This is a genomic window from Rhodococcus sp. P14 (genome assembly GCF_000256505.1).
Lineage (GTDB): Bacteria > Actinomycetota > Actinomycetes > Mycobacteriales > Mycobacteriaceae > Rhodococcus > Rhodococcus ruber.
Window position 1 is genome coordinate 1 of the sequence record NZ_AJFC01000258.1, and the last position, 17,244, is coordinate 17,244.

Annotated in this window: 20 protein-coding genes and 1 pseudogene; 15 read left to right on the forward strand and 6 right to left on the reverse strand. The window is 72.2% G+C overall.

Going from position 1 to position 17,244, the window contains the following annotated elements; all coding sequences use genetic code 11:
* Both OEY_RS28655 and OEY_RS0118225 read right to left on the reverse strand, forming a co-directional pair.
* A pseudogene (locus tag OEY_RS28655) lies at positions 1-428 on the reverse strand (poly-beta-hydroxybutyrate polymerase); the annotation flags it as partial.
* Between the two features lie 175 nt (positions 429-603).
* On the reverse strand, positions 604-987 hold the full coding sequence (locus tag OEY_RS0118225; protein WP_010595260.1) for a helix-turn-helix domain-containing protein: 384 nt from the start codon (positions 985-987) through the stop codon (positions 604-606).
* 130 nt (positions 988-1,117) lie between these two features.
* On the opposite strand from OEY_RS0118225, the gene hisD reads away from it, so the two are divergent.
* The 10 genes from hisD to hisI all read left to right on the forward strand — a co-directional run bounded on the left by hisD (position 1,118) and on the right by hisI (position 9,254).
* Positions 1,118-2,440, forward strand: a complete 1,323-nt coding sequence (hisD, locus tag OEY_RS0118230; protein ID WP_010595261.1) for a histidinol dehydrogenase — start codon at positions 1,118-1,120, stop codon at positions 2,438-2,440.
* The gene (locus OEY_RS0118235) at positions 2,437-3,561 is read left to right on the forward strand and encodes a histidinol-phosphate transaminase (RefSeq protein ID WP_010595262.1); all 1,125 of its coding nucleotides are present in this window, start codon (positions 2,437-2,439) and stop codon (positions 3,559-3,561) included. The genes hisD and OEY_RS0118235 overlap by 4 nt, the downstream gene beginning before the upstream one ends.
* Entirely contained in the window at positions 3,558-4,190 is a 633-nt protein-coding gene (hisB, locus tag OEY_RS0118240; protein WP_010595263.1) for an imidazoleglycerol-phosphate dehydratase HisB, read from the forward strand. Before OEY_RS0118235 ends, hisB begins: the two co-directional genes overlap by 4 nt.
* The gene (locus tag OEY_RS30865) at positions 4,190-4,345 is read left to right on the forward strand and encodes a hypothetical protein (protein WP_017681426.1); all 156 of its coding nucleotides are present in this window, start codon (positions 4,190-4,192) and stop codon (positions 4,343-4,345) included. Before hisB ends, OEY_RS30865 begins: the two co-directional genes overlap by 1 nt.
* 29 nt (positions 4,346-4,374) lie before the next feature.
* Positions 4,375-5,514, forward strand: coding sequence for an MFS transporter (locus OEY_RS0118250; protein WP_010595264.1), 1,140 nt, complete (start codon positions 4,375-4,377; stop codon positions 5,512-5,514).
* Positions 5,515-5,524: 10 nt separating this feature from the next.
* The gene (gene hisH, locus OEY_RS0118255) at positions 5,525-6,160 is read left to right on the forward strand and encodes an imidazole glycerol phosphate synthase subunit HisH (protein WP_010595265.1); all 636 of its coding nucleotides are present in this window, start codon (positions 5,525-5,527) and stop codon (positions 6,158-6,160) included.
* A 413-nt stretch (positions 6,161-6,573) separates the two neighbouring features.
* A complete protein-coding gene (gene priA / locus OEY_RS0118260) occupies positions 6,574-7,308 on the forward strand; it encodes a bifunctional 1-(5-phosphoribosyl)-5-((5-phosphoribosylamino)methylideneamino)imidazole-4-carboxamide isomerase/phosphoribosylanthranilate isomerase PriA (RefSeq protein WP_003935804.1) in 735 nt (244 codons plus the stop codon).
* Between the two features lie 4 nt (positions 7,309-7,312).
* Positions 7,313-8,140: an inositol monophosphatase family protein gene (locus OEY_RS0118265; RefSeq protein WP_010595266.1), complete on the forward strand. Its 828-nt coding sequence runs from the start codon at positions 7,313-7,315 to the stop codon at positions 8,138-8,140.
* A complete protein-coding gene (gene hisF / locus OEY_RS0118270; RefSeq protein ID WP_010595267.1) occupies positions 8,137-8,910 on the forward strand; it encodes an imidazole glycerol phosphate synthase subunit HisF in 774 nt (257 codons plus the stop codon). Before OEY_RS0118265 ends, hisF begins: the two co-directional genes overlap by 4 nt.
* Complete coding sequence (gene hisI, locus OEY_RS0118275; protein WP_010595268.1) at positions 8,907-9,254, forward strand: phosphoribosyl-AMP cyclohydrolase; 348 nt, start codon at positions 8,907-8,909, stop codon at positions 9,252-9,254. The genes hisF and hisI overlap by 4 nt, the downstream gene beginning before the upstream one ends.
* A gap of 72 nt (positions 9,255-9,326) precedes the next feature.
* On the opposite strand, the gene OEY_RS30870 is transcribed toward hisI, so the two are convergent.
* Positions 9,327-9,476 carry a hypothetical protein gene (locus OEY_RS30870; protein ID WP_017681430.1) on the reverse strand — a complete coding sequence of 50 codons (150 nt, stop codon included), beginning with the start codon at positions 9,474-9,476 and terminating at the stop codon, positions 9,327-9,329.
* A gap of 92 nt (positions 9,477-9,568) precedes the next feature.
* Between OEY_RS30870 and OEY_RS0118285 the strand changes: the two genes are divergently transcribed.
* The gene (locus tag OEY_RS0118285; protein ID WP_072786386.1) at positions 9,569-9,766 is read left to right on the forward strand and encodes a tautomerase family protein; all 198 of its coding nucleotides are present in this window, start codon (positions 9,569-9,571) and stop codon (positions 9,764-9,766) included.
* A 64-nt stretch (positions 9,767-9,830) separates the two neighbouring features.
* Entirely contained in the window at positions 9,831-12,320 is a 2,490-nt protein-coding gene (pepN, locus tag OEY_RS0118290; RefSeq protein WP_010595270.1) for an aminopeptidase N, read from the forward strand.
* A 33-nt stretch (positions 12,321-12,353) separates the two neighbouring features.
* Here pepN and OEY_RS0118295 read toward each other — a convergent pair whose 3' ends face one another.
* Together OEY_RS0118295 and OEY_RS0118300 are read right to left on the reverse strand one after the other, a co-directional pair.
* Positions 12,354-12,848 (reverse strand): MarR family winged helix-turn-helix transcriptional regulator, encoded by a 495-nt coding sequence (locus OEY_RS0118295; RefSeq protein WP_010595271.1) that lies wholly within the window; start codon positions 12,846-12,848, stop codon positions 12,354-12,356.
* A gap of 79 nt (positions 12,849-12,927) precedes the next feature.
* The gene (locus OEY_RS0118300; protein WP_029540099.1) at positions 12,928-13,986 is read right to left on the reverse strand and encodes an NAD-dependent epimerase/dehydratase family protein; all 1,059 of its coding nucleotides are present in this window, start codon (positions 13,984-13,986) and stop codon (positions 12,928-12,930) included.
* Between the two features lie 116 nt (positions 13,987-14,102).
* On the opposite strand from OEY_RS0118300, the gene OEY_RS0118305 reads away from it, so the two are divergent.
* Positions 14,103-14,870 (forward strand): dioxygenase family protein, encoded by a 768-nt coding sequence (locus tag OEY_RS0118305; RefSeq protein WP_010595273.1) that lies wholly within the window; start codon positions 14,103-14,105, stop codon positions 14,868-14,870.
* Positions 14,871-14,873: 3 nt separating this feature from the next.
* Here the strand turns inward: OEY_RS0118305 and OEY_RS0118310 are convergent, their stop codons facing one another.
* A complete protein-coding gene (locus OEY_RS0118310) occupies positions 14,874-15,344 on the reverse strand; it encodes a peroxiredoxin (RefSeq protein WP_010595274.1) in 471 nt (156 codons plus the stop codon).
* A gap of 58 nt (positions 15,345-15,402) precedes the next feature.
* Here OEY_RS0118310 and OEY_RS0118315 point away from each other — a divergent pair, with 58 nt between their 5' ends.
* Together OEY_RS0118315 and OEY_RS0118320 are read left to right on the forward strand one after the other, a co-directional pair.
* Positions 15,403-16,986, forward strand: coding sequence for an anthranilate synthase component I (locus tag OEY_RS0118315; RefSeq protein ID WP_010595275.1), 1,584 nt, complete (start codon positions 15,403-15,405; stop codon positions 16,984-16,986).
* Positions 16,983-17,244: Trp biosynthesis-associated membrane protein (locus tag OEY_RS0118320; RefSeq protein ID WP_010595276.1), on the forward strand; the 262-nt coding region annotated here is incomplete at its 3' end. The genes OEY_RS0118315 and OEY_RS0118320, both read left to right, overlap by 4 nt.

Sequence of the window (17,244 nt, forward strand, 5' to 3'; positions counted from 1 at the left end):
CGGGTGAGCACACCGGGATTCCACAGGAAGTTCGACGGCGCCAACGCGTCGAACATCAGGTTCGCGAACTGGCGTGCCTTACCGTCCTGCAGCGGATCGCCGGAGCCGGCCTCGGTGAGTTCCTCGACGTAGGCCCGCGTGGCCAGGTAGCTCTGCAGGAGCGAGAAGTACGCGGGGTTCTCCTGCCACGCGGTGTCGGAGAAGCGGCGGTCCCGCGGGTCGACCGGCATCGGTGCGTCGGGATCGTTCGCGTTGAACACGCGGGTGGCCGCGGCCGGGATCTTCGCCAGCCGGCCCGCGTACTCCGCCGTCGCGGCGGTGACGGCCTGAGGGTTGCGGACCGCGCGTCCGGCCACCGACGTCACTGCGGGACCCCAGCCGATCGGGTCCAGGGTCGACTTCAACTTCTTGTGCACGTGGTCGAGCAAGGGACATCTCCAGACGAGGAAGAGGGGTGTGTCCCGAGGGTGACACCGCGTGCCGAGCCGCGCATCTTACCGCGAGGTACATGCGAGCTGCACGTCCCGGGCATGGTCCGGGACGGGCCCCTCACCAGCCGAAACATGAGGAAGGCTCACATTGGCGGGTGCGATGTGAACTTCCTCACTCTGTGCCGTCGTCGGGGCGCGCGCCACGACGACGCTTACCCACCGTCACCTCCCGGAACGCCTCGTACATCTCCACCAGCGACCGCCGCTGCGCGTTGGTCAGGTCCGGATCCTCGTGGATCGCGCGGACCACCGCCGACTCACCCGGGTCCGGCCGGCCCACCTCCGCCGTCAGCGCGTCGGCCGACAGATGCAGCTGCTCGGCGATCGCCTGCAGCACGCGCTCGCTCGGTGCGCGCAGGTTCCGTTCGATCTGCGACAGGTACGGGTTCGAGATCCCCACCATCGCGGCCAGCTGCCGCATGGGCAACTCGGCGAGCTCACGTTGCCGGCGGATCAGCTCCCCCAACGTCGGGGGGCGCGACGCATCGTCCTCCATGGGGTCAGCATAGGTCCGGCTGCCCCTCGCACCGGAGCGCGCCGACGGCGCGTTCGGGGACTGCCGTCGAGGGTGATCGCCGCCATCACGGATAATGGAACGGACCCCCGTTCGCGAGAGAGGACACCTCATGCTTGCCCGCACCGACCTGCGCGGTCGAACCCCCACCACTGCGGAGCTGAGGGGCGCGCTGCCCCGCGGCGGAGTGGATGTGGACGCGGTGCTGCATCAGGTGCGGCCCGTCGTCGAGGACGTACGCGACCGAGGCGCCGTCGCGGCCCTCGACTACAGCGAGAAGTTCGACGGGGTCCGTCCCGACCGCGTGCGGGTTCCGAGGGCCGAACTCGACCGGGCGCTCGACGAACTCGATCCCGCCGTGCGTTCGGCGCTGGTCGTGGCGATCGAACGCACCCGCACGGTGCACCAGGACCAGCGCCGGACCGACACCGTCACCGAGGTCGTGCCCGGCGGCACCGTCACCGAACGCTGGGTGCCGGTCGAGCGGGTGGGGCTGTACGTGCCCGGCGGCAACGCCGTCTACCCCTCGTCGGTCGTGATGAACGTCGTGCCCGCCCAGGCCGCCGGTGTCGAGTCGCTCGTCGTCGCCTCCCCGCCGCAGGCGAACTTCGGGGGCCTGCCGCACCCGACGATCCTCGCCGCTGCCGCCCTGCTCGACGTCGACGAGGTGTGGGCCGTCGGCGGGGCCCAGGCCGTGGCGCTGCTCAGCTACGGCGGCACCGACACCGAGGGTGCCGAACTGGCGCCCGTGGACATGATCACCGGCCCGGGCAACATCTACGTCACCGCCGCCAAGCGCCTGTGCCGCGCCGTGGTCGGCATCGACGCCGAGGCCGGCCCCACCGAGATCGCCATCCTGGCCGACCACACCGCCGACCCGGTGCACGTCGCCGCCGACATGATCAGCCAGGCCGAGCACGACGTCATGGCGGCGTCGGTGCTCGTCACCACCAGCGCCGACCTCGCCGACGCCGTCGACGCCGCCGTCGACGCCCAGCTCGAGCGCACCAAGCACCGCGAACGTGTACGGACCGCGTTGTCGGGCAGCCAGTCCGGGATCGTCCTCGTCGACGATGTCGACCAGGGTCTGCAGGTCGTGAACGCCTACGCCGCCGAACACCTCGAGATCCAGACCGAGAACGCGTCCGCGGTCGCGGCGCGGGTGCGGGCTGCGGGCGCGATCTTCGTCGGTCCTTGGGCGCCGGTCAGCCTCGGCGACTACTGCGCCGGCTCGAACCACGTGCTGCCCACCGCCGGCTGCGCCCGGCACCAGTCCGGCCTGAGCGTGCAGACGTTCCTGCGGGGCATCCACGTCGTCGAGTACACCCGGGAGGCGCTCGAGGACGTCGCGGGACACGTGATCACCCTCGCCACCGCCGAGGACCTGCCCGCCCACGGCGAGGCGGTACGGCTGCGCTTCGAGGACCAGCAGTGAGCACGCCGGGATCCGGTATCACCGTCGACGACCTGCCACTGCGGGAGAACCTGCGCGGCAAGTCCGCCTACGGTGCGCCGCAGCTGACGGTGCCGGTGCAGCTGAACACCAACGAGAACCCGCACCCGCCGACGCAGGCGCTGATCGACGACGTCGCCGAGTCGGTGCGCGAGGCTGCCGCGCAGCTGCACCGCTACCCCGACCGTGACGCCGTCGCGCTGCGCACCGACCTGGCCGCCTACCTCACGCGGCAGACCGGGGTCGCCGTGAGCGTCGAGAACGTCTGGGCCGCCAACGGATCCAACGAGATCCTGCAGCAGATCCTGCAGGCCTTCGGCGGCCCGGGCCGCTCCGCGATGGGGTTCGTGCCGTCCTACTCGATGCACCCGATCATCGCCGACGGCACCCAGACCGAGTGGTTGCCCACGTACCGGGGCGAGGACTTCACCCTCGACGTCGACTCGTCGGTCGCCGCCATCCGGGTGCAGCGCCCCGACGTGGTCTTCGTCACCAGCCCCAACAACCCGACCGGACACAGCATCCCGCTGGACGAGCTGCGCGCGATCTGCGCGGCCGCCCCCGGCATCGTGATCGTCGACGAGGCCTACGCCGAGTTCTCCGCCGCCCCCAGCGCGCTCGCCCTGATCGACGAGTACCCGGCCAAGGTGATCGTCTCGCGCACCATGAGCAAGGCGTTCGCGTTCGCCGGTGGCCGGCTCGGCTACCTCGCCGCCGCGCCCGCCGTCGTCGAAGCGCTGCTGCTCGTGCGGCTGCCCTACCACCTGTCGGTGCTCACCCAGGCCGCCGCCCGCGCCGCGCTGCGCCACGCCGACGAGACTCTCGGCTCGGTCGCGCGGCTGTGCGCCGAACGCGACCGCATCGTGACCGAGCTGACCCGATTCGGCTACCACGTGGTGCCTTCGGATGCGAATTTCGTCCTGTTCGGCCGCTTCGCCGACGCCGCCGCCACCTGGCGCCGCTACCTCGACGAGGGAGTGCTGATCCGGGACGTCGGCATCCCCGGGTTCCTGCGCACCACCGTCGGCCTGCCCCACGAGAACGACGAACTGCTACGGGTGAGCGAAAAGCTCGCCGCCACCGAGATCGAGGACGCGCGATGAGCGAGCAGACCACCCCCACCCCGCGCACCGCGCGGATCGAACGGACCACCAAGGAGTCGTCCATCGTCGTCGAGCTGAACCTCGACGGCACCGGCCGCACCGACATCGCCACCGGTGTCCCGTTCTACGACCACATGCTCACCGCACTCGGTCAGCACGCCAGCTTCGACCTGACCGTGCGCGCGCAGGGCGACATCGAGATCGAGGCGCACCACACCGTCGAGGACACCGCCATAGTCCTCGGCCAGGCGCTGAACCAGGCGCTCGGGGACAAGCGCGGCATCCGCCGCTTCGGGGACGCCTTCATCCCGATGGACGAGACCCTCGCGCACGCGGCGGTGGACGTCTCCGGCCGTCCCTACTGCGTGCACACCGGCGAACCGGACTACATGGTGCACTCGGTGATCGGCGGTTACCCCGGCGTGCCGTACTCGACCGTGATCAACAAGCACGTGTTCGAATCCCTGGCCTTCCACGCCCGCATCGCCCTGCACGTCCGCGTGCTCTACGGCCGCGACCAGCACCACATCACCGAGGCCGAATTCAAGGCCGTCGCGCGAGCGTTGCGCCAGGCCGTCGAGCCGGATCCCCGGGTCAGCGGCGTGCCGTCGACCAAGGGCACCCTGTAGTGGACGTCGTCCTGACCTACGGCCTGTTCATGGTGGCCGGCCTCGCCGCAGGCGGCACCTGGTCGATGTGGCGGGCCGGGAACAACCTCTTCGCCGGAGTGCTGCTGGCGCTGACCCTGCTTGCCGCGATCGCCGGCGTGCTGAGGCTGCTCTGACCCCCTCGGATCGGCCCGGCCTGATCGGGGTGCCGGGCCTGCCCGCCGCCTGGGCGATGGCGGCGGGCGCGTTCGCCGGCTTCTCCCTGCTGCTGCCCGTGGTGCCGCAGGCCGTCGCCGACGCCGGCGGCAGCGGCACCCTCGCCGGCGCGGTGACGGCAGTGTTCATGGCCGCGACCGTGCTCACCCAGCCGGCCGTCCCGCGCCTGGTCCGGGCCCGCGGCTACCGCACCGTGCTCGCCGCCGGATGCCTGCTCCTCGGCGTGCCGTCGCTGCTGCTCCTGCTGTCACTGCATCCGGCCGTGGTGCTGCCGACCTCCGCGGTGCGCGGCATCGGCTTCGGCATGATCACCGTGGCCAGCGCCGCGCTCGTGGCCGAACTCGCCCCCGCCCGGCTGCTCGGTCGCGCCACCGGGGCACAGGGCATCGCCATCGCCGCGGCGCAGATGGTCGGCCTGCCGCTCGGCCTGGCCGTCGCCGAGCGGGCCTCCACCGTGCCCGTGTTCGTGCTCGGCGCAGCGGTGCCCACGTTCGCGCTCGTCGCGATAGCGCGCCTGCCGCGAGTGGTCGCCCGCCGCCCCGGCGCGGCCGGAAGCCGCATGCCGCTCGGCGCACTGGCCCTGCCGGCGGTGGCGATCGCCGCCGGCGCTGTCGCCTACGGTGGCCTCACCTCGCTGCTGGCGATCGCCGTACCCGCGGCCTCCGGGTACGTGGCGGTCGCGTTGGCGCTGATCAGCGCGTCCACCCTCGTCGGCCGCTACGGTGCCGGCGCGGTCGCGGACCGGATCGGTGCGGGCCGGCTCCTGCCGGCCGGGCTCGGTCTGGTCGCCGTGGCGATGGTGCCGTTCGCGCTCGCCGCGGACGAGCGCGGTGGCGCGGCGGTACTGCTCGGTGCGGCCGTGGTATTCGGTCTCGGTTTCGGGATCGTCCAGAACGACGCGCTGATGCTGGCGTTCCGTCGCGCCGGACCCGCCCACATCGGCGCCGCGAGCGCCGCCTGGAACATCGGCTTCGACGCGGGCACCGGGGCCGGATCCCTGCTGCTCGGCGGGATCGCCACCGTCGCAGGCTATCCCGCCGCCTTCGCCACCGTCGCGCTGCTCGTGCCGCTCCTGCCGCTGCTCGCGCGGATCGCCGGGCCGTCGGAGCGGCGCGGCGCGGCCCCATAGAATCGAGGCCATGAGCGCAACCAAGGTCGCCGTCCTCGACTACGGCTCCGGCAATCTGCATTCGGCGACGCGCGCGGTGGCGCGCACCGGCGTGCAGGTGGAGGTGACCGCCGACCCGCAGGTCGCGCTCGCCGCCGACGGCCTGGTCGTGCCCGGTGTCGGCGCGTTCGCGGCGTGCATGGCGGGACTGAAGGCGGTGCGCGGGGACCGCATCATCGGCCAGCGGCTCGCCGGCGGCCGTCCCGTGCTCGGCATCTGCGTCGGCATGCAGATCCTCTTCGACAAGGGTGTGGAATTCGGGGTCGAGACCGACGGCTGCGGCGAATGGCCCGGCACCGTCGAACGCCTCGATGCGCCGGTACTGCCGCACATGGGGTGGAACACCGTCGACGCCCCCGACAACAGCGTGCTGTTCGCGGGCATGGACCCCGACACCCGGTTCTACTTCGTGCACTCCTACGCCGCGCAGACGTGGGAGCTGCCGCCGTCGGAGCTCATCGCTCCGCCCGCACTGACCTGGGCCGAGCACGGCGTGCGGTTCCTCGCCGCGGTCGAGAACGGCCCGCTGTCGGCGACGCAGTTCCATCCCGAGAAGTCCGGTGACGCCGGGGCCGAACTGCTGCGCAACTGGGTCGGCAGTTTGTGAACCGCGGCGCGGGCGACGACCCGGCCCGGCCGGGCTTCTCGCTCGGCCGGCTGGCCCTGACCGCGATGGGTGCCGCCACGGGCGTGCTCCTGCTCGCCACCGTCGTGATCGTGGTGCTGCAACCGGGGCCCGTCGTCGCGTTGATCGTCGCCCTCGCCGGCGTGGCCGGCGCGATCGGCGCGATGGGCGTCGTCTCGACACGGATGACGCGCCGCGCCTTCGGCCGCGACGGTAACGATGTGCCGCGCCGCGACGGGAACGATGTGCCGCGCCGCGACGGGAACGATGTGCCGCGCCGCGACGGGAACGATGTGCCGCGCCGCGACGGGAACGATGTGCCGCGCCGCGACGGGGGACGTTTGACCGTCGGGGCCGGTGCTCGGCGGCCGCCGCGACCCGCTAGCATGGGCGCAGTGAGCCTGGTCCTTTTGCCTGCAGTCGATGTCGCCAACGGTGAAGCAGTTCGCCTCGTCCAGGGAGAGGCGGGCAGCGAGACCAGCTACGGCTCTCCGCGCGATGCCGCCCTCGAATGGCAGAACGCCGGCGCCGAATGGGTGCACCTCGTCGATCTCGACGCCGCCTTCGGGCGTGGCTCCAACCGCGAGCTCCTCGCCGACGTCGTCGGCGAGCTCGACGTGAAGGTCGAACTGTCGGGCGGTATCCGCGACGACGAGTCCCTCGAAGCGGCGCTGGCCACCGGGTGCGCCCGTGTCAACCTCGGCACCGCCGCCATCGAGGATCCCGACTGGTGCGCCCGCGCCATCGCCGAGTACGGCGACCGCATTGCCGTCGGACTCGACGTCAAGCTCATCGACGGACAGTGGCGTCTGCGCGGCCGCGGCTGGGTCTCCGACGGCGGCGACCTGTGGGAGGTCCTCGCGCGGCTCGACCGCGACGGTTGTAGCCGGTACGTCGTCACCGACGTCACCAAGGACGGCACCCTCACCGGCCCCAACCTCGATCTGCTCGCCCAGGTCTGCGCCGCCACCGACGCTCCCGTCGTCGCCTCCGGCGGCGTGTCCGCCCTCGACGACCTGCGGGCGATCGCCGGTCTCGTCGACAGGGGCGTCGAGGGTGCCATCGTCGGCAAGGCGCTGTACGCCGGCCGGTTCACGCTTACCGAGGCACTCGACGCGGTCTCGCGCTGATCCGATGACCACGCCCGCCGACCTGTCCAGCCTGCTCGCCGTCGCCGGCGAGGTGCTCGACGTCGCGTCGGAACGTTTCGTCGCCGGTCGCGGGGCGCCGCGCTCGGTGGACAAGGGCCCCAACGACTTCGCCACCGACCTCGACCTCGAGCTCGAACGGAGCATCTCCTCCGAACTCGAGCGGCGCACCGGCATCTCCGTGCACGGTGAGGAGTTCGGCGGTCCCGAAGCCGATTCGGGCACGGTATGGCTGCTCGACCCCATCGACGGCACCGTCAACTACTCGGCCGGGCTCCCCACGGCGGGGATCCTGCTCGCGCTCGTCCGGGACGGCGACCCGGTCCTCGGACTGACCTGGTTGCCGTTCGTCGGAGACCGGTTCGCGGCCACCGCCGGCGGGCCGCTGCTGCGCAACGGCCGTCCCCAGCCGCCGCTGCAGCCGGCGGCTCTCGGGGAGGTGATGGTCGGTGTGGGCAGCTTCGACATCGACAGCCGCGGGCGCATCCCGGGCCGACGCCGTCTCGATGTCATCACCGAGCTCAGCCGCCGGGTCTCCCGCCTGCGCATGCACGGTTCGACCGGAGTGGACCTGGCGTACACGGCGGCCGGCGTGCTCGGCGCGGCCGTCGTCTTCGGGCACCACCCGTGGGACAACGCCGCCGGTGTCGCTCTGGTCCGGGCAGCCGGTGGCCGCGCCACCGACTTCGCCGGCGAGCCCTGGCGCATCGGATCCGGTTCGGTGGTCGCCGGAGCGCCGGGTGTGCACGAGGAGATACTCGACATCGTGGGATCGCTCGCCGGTCCCGTCCCCGAGGAGGACCGAATTACATGACCCTGGCAGTGCGGGTGATCCCGTGTCTGGACGTCGACGCCGGCCGCGTCGTCAAGGGGGTGAACTTCGAGAACCTGCGCGACGCCGGTGATCCCGTCGAGCTCGCCGCTGCGTACGACCTGCAGGGCGCGGACGAGTTGACCTTCCTCGACGTCACCGCGTCCAGCGGCGATCGCGGCACCATGCTCGACGTGGTCAGCCGCACGGCCGAACAGGTGTTCATCCCGTTGACGGTGGGCGGCGGTGTGCGCACCGTCGAGGACGTGGATCGGTTGCTGCGGGCCGGCGCGGACAAGGTCAGCATCAACACCGCTGCCATCGCCCGCCCCGAGGTGCTGCGCGAGATGTCCGAGCGGTTCGGATCGCAGTGCATCGTGCTGTCCGTCGACGCCCGCACCGTGCCCGACGGCGAGGACGACACCCCGTCGGGCTGGGAGGTCACCACGCACGGCGGTCGTCGGGGCACCGGCATCGACGCCGTCGAATGGGCCCGCCGCGGCGCGGAACTCGGGGTGGGGGAGATCCTGCTGAACTCGATGGACGCCGACGGCACCAAGTCCGGATTCGACCTGCCGATGATCCAGGCGGTGCGCGCCGCGGTCCACGTGCCGGTGATCGCCAGCGGCGGCGCCGGAGCGGTGGAGCACTTCGCGCCGGCCGTGCACGCCGGCGCCGACGCGGTGCTCGCGGCCAGCGTGTTCCATTTCGGGGAGCTCACCATCCCGCAGGTGAAGGCGGCGATGCGCGCAGAGGGGATCGAGGTGCGATGAACAGGCTGGATCCGGCGATCGCGGCGCGGCTCAAGCGCAACGAGGCGGGGCTGTTCGCCGCCGTCGCGCAGGAACGCGCCACCGGCGAGGTGCTGATGATGGCCTGGATGGACGACGAGGCGCTCGCGCGGACCCTCGAGACCCGCACGGCGACGTACTTCTCGCGTTCACGCGGACAGTACTGGGTCAAGGGCGAGACCTCCGGCCACACCCAGCACGTGCACGAGGTGCGGCTCGACTGCGACGGCGACACGGTGTTGCTCGTCGTCGACCAGGTCGGGGCCGCGTGCCACACCGGCACCCACACGTGCTTCGACGCGGACGTCCTGCTCGCCGCCGAATAGGCGCCTCCGGCGCCGGTGTGTCCTTTGGGCTGCTCCAGCAGCCCAAAGGACACACCGGCCGCGGAGCGGCCGTCAGATGACGATCGGCGCGCCGGTGAGCAGGCTCCACAGGCCGAGTCCGAGGAACACGACGGTGCCGATGGCCGACCGGATCGGATCCCCCGTGAGGAAGCCTTCCGCGGCCCAGCCGACGAACTCGGTGAACAGTTCCGACGATCCCATGCTGATCCTTCCGAGAGGTGATGCATGACGAGGACGGTGTCCGAGGGGAAATCGACCGACCGGATTGTTTCGTTACGCCTCGTCGACCGGCGGTGCGGCACAATGCACCCATGCCTCTCATCCAGATCAGCCAGACCCCCGGTCTCACCGTCGAGCAGAAGCGCGCCACCATCGAGGCGGTGACCAAGGCCTACGCGGAGGCGACGGGCAAGGATGCGAAGTCGGTGTGGGTGACCATCACCGAGGTGCCGCGGGAGCAGTGGGGAGTCGGAGGTGTCCCGCTCGGGTAGAGCGCACCGCCCGCGACGCGCGCCGGCCGACGGTCCCGGACGGCGATCCTGGCAGGATCGCCGTATGGAGTCCGCGAACCTGACCCGAGCCGAAACCGCCGAGCGTTCCCGGGCCGTGTCGGTCCGCAGCTACCACGTCGAGCTCGACCTGCGCGGCGCCCCGGACGCCGGGAACCCCGGCTTCACGACCACGACGACGGTCGAGTTCTCCGCGACTGCGGACGCGACGTGGCTCGACTTCCTCGGCCCCGCCGTGGAGTCGGTCGTGCTCAACGGCGCCGCGGTGCCCGTCCGGTACGACGGCGCGCGCATCGGGCTGAGCGGCCTGCGCGCGCACAACGTCGTCACCGTCGTCGCCACCGCAAGCTACAGCAGGTCCGGCGAGGGTCTGCACCGGTACCTCGATCCCGCCGACGGCCGGACCTACCTGTACACGCAGTACGAACCCGCGGACGCGCGACGCGTGTTCGCGTGCTTCGAACAGCCGGACATGAAGGCGCCGTTCACCTTCGTCGTGTCCGCCCCGGCGGGCTGGCAGGTGCTGTCCAATCAGCATGTCGCCGAACGAGAGTCGCTCGGCGACGCCCAGACGGTGAAGTTCGCGCCGACACTGCCGATCTCCACCTACATCACCGCCGTCGTGGCGGGACCGTACCACCGCGCCGAATCCTCTTGGGACCGGGACGAACTCGCCGTTCCCCTGGCCGTGTTGTGCCGCGCCTCGCTGGCGCAGTACCTCGACGCCGACGCGGTCTTCGCGGTGACCCGGCAGGGGATGGACTTCTACGCCGACCATTTCGGCTATCCCTACCCGTTCGGCAAGTACGACCAGGTGTTCGTGCCCGAGTACAACCTGGGTGCGATGGAGAATCCGGGGTGCGTCACCTTCACCGAGGCGTATGTGTTCCGCGGCGCCGCCACCACCGCGCAGTACCAGGCCCGCGCGAACACGATCCTGCACGAGATGGCCCACATGTGGTTCGGCGACCTCGTCACCATGACGTGGTGGGACGACCTGTGGCTCAAGGAGTCCTTCGCCGACTACATGGGCGCGCTGGTCAGCGCCGAGGCCACCGAGTTCACCGACGCGTGGGTCGCCTTCGCGAACCGGCGCAAGGCATGGGCCTACCTGCAGGACCAGTTGCCGACGACCCACCCGATCGTCGCCGACATCGGCGACCTCGAGGCCGCCAAACTCAACTTCGACGGCATCACGTATGCGAAGGGCGCGAGCGTCCTCAAGCAGCTCGTCGCCTTCGTCGGGCGGGACGCCTTCTTCGAGGGCGCGCGGCGCTACTTCCGCAGGCACGCCTTCGGGAACACCACTCTCGCGGATCTGCTCGCCGAGCTGTCGGCGACGTCGGGGCGGGACCTGTCGGGCTGGGCGCGCGCCTGGTTGCAGACCAGCGGTGTGTCGACCCTGACGCTCGAGGACGCGGGGGAGGGGCGGTCCGCGATCGTCCAGCGGCCGGCGCGACCCCACCGGCTGGCCGTCGGGCACTACGACTTCGACGAGCACGGCGACCTGGTCTGCCGGCGCCGCGTCGAGGTCGACCTCGAGGCCGAACGCACCCCGATCGAGTGCGCGCCCGCGCCGCTGATCCTGCTCAACGACGCCGACCTGACCTACGCCAAGGTCCGGCTCGATCCACGCTCGCTCGAGACGGTGGAGCATTCGCTCGACCGCGTCGCCGACCCGCTGGCGCGGGGATTGATCTGGTCGGCGCTGTGGAACGCCACCCGTGACGGGGAGCTGAGCGCGGCGCGGTACCTGGCCGCGGTCCGCAGGTTCGCGGTGTCCGAATCGAATCCGGCCCTGCTGACCGCGCTGACGGCGAACGCGTCCTATGCGATCGAGCACTACCTACCGATGACGAGCCGGCCCGAGCAGCGCCGCCTCTGGCTGGAAGCGGCCTGGACGGCGACGTTCACCGCCGAGCCGGGGTCGGACGGGCAACTCGCCTGGGCCCGCGCGGTCGCGACGGCCGCCACCGTCGACGACACCCGCGCCGCGGAGCTACGGGCGATGCTCGACGGGACCGGGAAGGCACCGCAGGGGCTGCGGTCGGATCCGGATCTGCGCTGGCAGCTGTGGACCGCCCTGGCGGCCACCGGGCACGCGGAACCCGCCGATCTCGACGGGGAACTCGCCCGCGACGACACCGGTTCCGGACGGACCGCTCGGCTGCGCGCCCTGGCCGCGCGACCACTCGCCACGGTCAAGGAACAGGCGTGGACCGCGATCCTCACCGACACGGCGCTGTCGAACGAGCACCTCGACGCCACCATCGCCGGGTTCCGGGCCGGGGCGCACCGGGAACTGATCGCCCCGTTCGACGACGACTACTTCGCCGCGATCCGCACGGTGTGGTCCGAGCGCAGTATCGAGATGGCGCGCCGGATCGTCGTCGGGTTGTTCCCGGCCGGGGACACCCTCGAGCCGAGCGACCGGTGGCTCGACGCGCACGCCGACGCCCCGGCGGCATTGCGGCGCCTGGTGGTCGAGCAGCGCGACCACCTGGCCCGCGACCTGCGGGCCCAGGCGCTCGGCTGAGCGGAGGTCCCGCCGGACGGGCGGTCGTCGGAGTCAGGCCTTGCCGGTCCCGGCGGCGATGCCCCGGTCGAGCTGCCCGAGCAGTGCGGTGCCGAGCTCGGTGAGCGCGGCGACCTGTTCGTCGTCGAGGCCCCGGAACACCAGGGCCTGGACGGTCGCGACGTGACCGGGCGCCGCTTCGACGAGCTTGGTCATGCCGGCGTCGGTGAGCACCGCGTACGAGCCGCGCGTGCCGGGCACGCTCTGCCGGCGCACCCACCCGGCGTTCTCCAGCTTGGTCACCACGTGGGACAGCCGCGAGAGCGACGCGTTGGACAGCTGCGCCAGCTCGGACAGGCGCAGCCGCCGGCCGGGCGCCTCGGACAGCTCGGCGAGGACCGAGTAGTCGAAGTGGGTGAGCGCCGAGTCCCGCTGCAGCTGCGTGTCGAGCGCGGCCGGCAACCGGGTGATCAGTGCCACCAGTTTCCGCCAGGCCCGCTGCTGGGATGCGGTCAGCCACTCGGTGTCGTCGATCTGCGCGGAGCCCACTGGTGCACCGTCCTTTCTCGATCGTCCACCCTATCGGGACCGCCGGTGCGGGAGGCCGGCGTCCCGTCGGAGCCGATGGTCAGGGGCGCTGTCCCATGCCGGTGGCGACCTCGTGCAGTCGGCCGCCCATGCTGTCCGCCGTCAGGGGCGGCGTCGGCAGTCCCGCGCCGTCGCGGAGTCCGGTCAGGAACTCCTCGAGAGTGGCCCGGGGCGAGAACCGGGGGATCCACTCGAGATCCGTGCGGGCGCGAGTGCAGTCCATGAGCGGCAGCCGCAGCACCGTGTCGAGCAGCCCGGGGGAGGCGGGGGCGAGCCGGGCGTGCCAGGCGACGGCGACGGCCGCGTGCAGCGCCGCGGCCGGGACGGGCACCGTGCGGGCCCCGAGGATCTCGGCGAGGACTTCGGTGTCGACCGGGGGCTCGGCGGCGAGATTGAAGGCGCCCCGCACCGGTCGCAGCACGGCCCGCACGTACGCGTCGGCGGCGTCCTCGGTGTGCAGTACCTGCATCCGCAGCCCGGCGGTGCGAGGGACGACGGGCAGGGCGCGGACGAGGCGTCCGGGGACGAACGGTCCGGCGAACAGTCGGCGCTGGGCGGTGGCGGACTCGCGCTTGAAGATGAACCCGGGCCGCATCCGGACCACCCGGAGGTCGGGGTGCCGCAGTTCGAACGCGTCGAGCCAGCGTTCGAGGTACGCCTTCTCCCGCGGGTATGCGGCGCCGGGCCAGCCGTGGGTGGGCCAGCGCTCGTCGATCCGTTCGTGCTGGGGTCCCGGCGAGTAGGCGCCGACCGACGAGGCGTGCACCACGGCGGGGACGCCCGCCGCGGCGGCGGTCTCGAACACCCGGATCGATCCGAGAACATTGTTGCGCCAGGTGACCTCGGGTTTGTGGGTGGGCTGGAAGAGCCAGGCCAGGTGAACGACCGCGTCGGCACCCCGCAGCAGCTCGTGCAGGTCGTCGCGGGCGACGTCGGCGACGACGAAGTCGGTCTTGGGGCAGCGCCAGTCGGTGGGGCGGCGGGCGATGCCGATCACCGATCCGATGGTCTCCCGGGCGGCGAGTGCCGCCGTGACGCTGGTGCCCACGTTTCCGGTCGCGCCCGTGACGACCACTTTCGGGCCCTGTGTTCCGGTCATGGGCGGGGGATACCCGCCCCGTCGCCGATCCATCCCCGCCGGGACGTTCCGGAGGCCCCGGCGCGGCCTCGGGTAGTATTGTTGAAGCTTCAACATTAGGAGTTCGTGTGAGTCTCATGCCCGCCCTGTTCCTCAGTCACGGTGCGCCGCCCCTGGTCGACAGCGCGACGTGGGTGGCGCAGCTGCAGCGCTGGGCCGCCGACCTGCCGACCCCCACCGCGATCCTCGTGGTCTCCGCGCACTGGGAGTCCGCGCCGCTGACGATCGGTGCCACCACCACCGGTACCCCGCTCGTGTACGACTTCGGCGGGTTCCCCCGCCGCTTCTACGAGGTCACCTACCCGGCGCCCGGTGCCCCCGACCTCGCCCGCACGGTGGCCGCGCTCATGCCCGACGGCGAACCCGTCGTGCAGCAGCCGCACCGCGGTCTCGACCACGGCGCGTACGTGCCGCTCACCGTCATGTACCCGGACGCGGACATCCCGGTCCTGCAGATCTCCCTGCCCACCCTCGAGCCGGCGCGGCTGCTCGCGCTCGGCGCGCGGCTGCGGCCCCTCCGGGAGCAGGGTGTGCTCGTCGTCGGCTCCGGCTTCACCACCCACGGTCTGCCGTTCCTGCGCGACCCGCGTCCCGAGGCCGCCGCGCCGGGCTGGTCCGCCGAGTTCGACGCATGGGCCGCCGAGCGGCTCGCCGCCGGCGACGTCGACGGTCTGCTCGACTTCCGCACCCGGGCGCCCGGCATGCCGTACGCCCACCCGACGATCGAGCACTTCGCCCCGCTGTTCGTCACCCTCGGCGCGTCGAGCGACCCGGAGCGGGCGCCCCGGCAGGTGATCGACGGGTTCTGGATGGGATTGGCGAAGCGCTCCGTCCAGGTGGACTGACCGTCAGTCCCGGGCCGCGCGCCGCGCCCGCAGCGCCGCGAGGGCGCGGTCCGCGTGCACGTCGGGGCGCACCTCGCTGGCGATCACCTCGAGCACGGTGCGGTCGGTGTCCAGCACGAACGTGGTCCGCTTGACCGGCGACAGCCGGGCGAGCAGCCCCCGGCGCACCCCGAACCGGGCCGCCACCTCGCCGTCCGGGTCGGACAGCAGCGGAAAGTCGAACGACTGGCGTGTCGACCATGCGCCCAGCCGGTCCACCGGGTCGGTGCTGATACCGACCCGGGTCGCGCCGACGGCCGCGAACTCGGCCGCCAGATCCCGGAAGTGGCACGCCTCCGCCGTGCACACGGGGGTGAACGCGGCCGGGTAGAAGAACAGCACCACCGGCCCGTCCGCCAGCAGCGCGGACAGGGTCCGCGGACGCCCGTCCTGGTCGTTCGCCGTGAAGTCGGGGGCGGTATCACCGGCTCTCATGTCCGGTGACGCTACCGCGACCGCGCTCGTCGCGGCAGGCCCTGGGATGATGGGCGCCATGTCCGGCGAGCCCACCACCATCCCCGCAGCGGCGCCCGACCCCACCGAGGGCGGTCGACCCGACTCCACCACCACCCGCGAGCAGTTCCGGCTCCTCGCCGCCGAGCACCGGGTCGTCCCCGTGACCCGCAAGGTCCTCGCCGACGCGGAGACTCCGTTGTCGGCGTACCGCAAGCTCGCCGCCGACCGGCCCGGCACCTTCCTGCTCGAATCCGCCGAGAACGGCCGGTCCTGGTCCCGGTGGTCGTTCATCGGCGCAGGCAGCCCCGCCGCGCTCACCGTGGTCGACGGCGAGGCCACCTGGTACGGGCACGTGCCCGCCGGGGCCCCCACCGGCGGCAACCCCCTCGACGTGCTGCGGCAGACGTTGCAGCTGCTGCACACCGAACGGCTGCACGGCCTGCCCCCGCTCACCGGCGGCATGGTCGGCTACCTCGGCTACGACGTCGTGCGCCGGATCGAACGGCTGCCCGAACACGCTGTCGACGACCTGCACATCCCGGAGACGGTGATGATGCTCGCCACCGACCTCGCCGCCGTCGACCACCACGAGGGCGCGATCACCCTCATCGCCAACGCCGTCAACTGGGACGGTTCCGACGAGCGCGTCGACGAGGCGTACGACGACGCCGTCGCCCGGCTGGACCGGATGACCGCGGCGCTGGCCGCGCCGGCCCCGTCGACCGTCTCGACCTTCGACCGCCCCGCCCCCGACTACCGGCGCCAGCGCACCACCGACGGCTTCGGCGCCGACGTGCGCCGGCTCATCGGCGAGATCGAGGCCGGCGAGGCGTTCCAGGTGGTGCTGTCCCAGCGCTTCGAGATCGACTGCCCCGCGGCGCCGATCGACGTCTACCGGATGCTGCGGGCCTCGAACCCGAGCCCGTACATGTTCCTCATGCACGTTCCCGACGGCGACGGCGGCACCGCGTTCTCCATCGTCGGCTCGAGCCCGGAGGCGCTGGTGACCGTCGCCGACGGCGTCGCCACCACGCATCCCATCGCCGGCACCCGCTGGCGCGGCACCAGCGAGGAGGAGGACATCCTGCTCGAGAAGGACCTGCTCGCCGACGAGAAGGAGAACGCCGAGCACCTCATGCTCGTCGACCTCGGCCGCAACGACCTGGGCCGGGTGTGCGAACCCGGCACGGTCAAGGTGCACGACTACCGGCACATCGAGCGTTACAGCCACGTCATGCACCTCGTCTCGACTGTGACCGGCCGCCTCGCCGAAGGCCGGCATGCCCTCGACGCGGTCACCGCGTGCTTTCCCGCCGGGACCCTGTCCGGTGCCCCCAAGGTGCGGGCGATGGAACTGATCGACGAGCTCGAACCGACCCGGCGCGGCATCTACGGCGGCATAGTCGGCTACCTCGATTTCGCCGGTGACGCCGACACCGCCATCGCGATCCGTTCCGCCCTGGTCAAGGACGGCGTCGCCTACGTGCAGGCCGGTGCCGGCGTCGTGGCCGACTCCGACCCGGTCTACGAGGACACCGAAGCGCGCAACAAGGCCATGGCGGTGCTCTCCGCCGTCGCCGCCGCCGGCACCCTCACCCCGTACGACGGGGACCGGTCGTGAGTGCTCGCGACGCCACCGGGCGGCGCCGCGGCGCGACCGCCGCGCTGCTCGCGACCGCCGCCGCCGCGCTGTGGGGTGCGAGCCGCCTGACCTGGGTGACCGTCACCTCCTCCGACGGCCTCGGTGAGGACCGGGTCACCGGGCTCGTCGGGGGGACGTGGGCGGCTGCGCTGACCCCGCTCGCCCTGGCGCTGCTGGCCGCGGTCGCGGCGTCCTTCGCGGTGCGCGGGTGGGCACTGCGGGTGCTGGCGGGGGTCG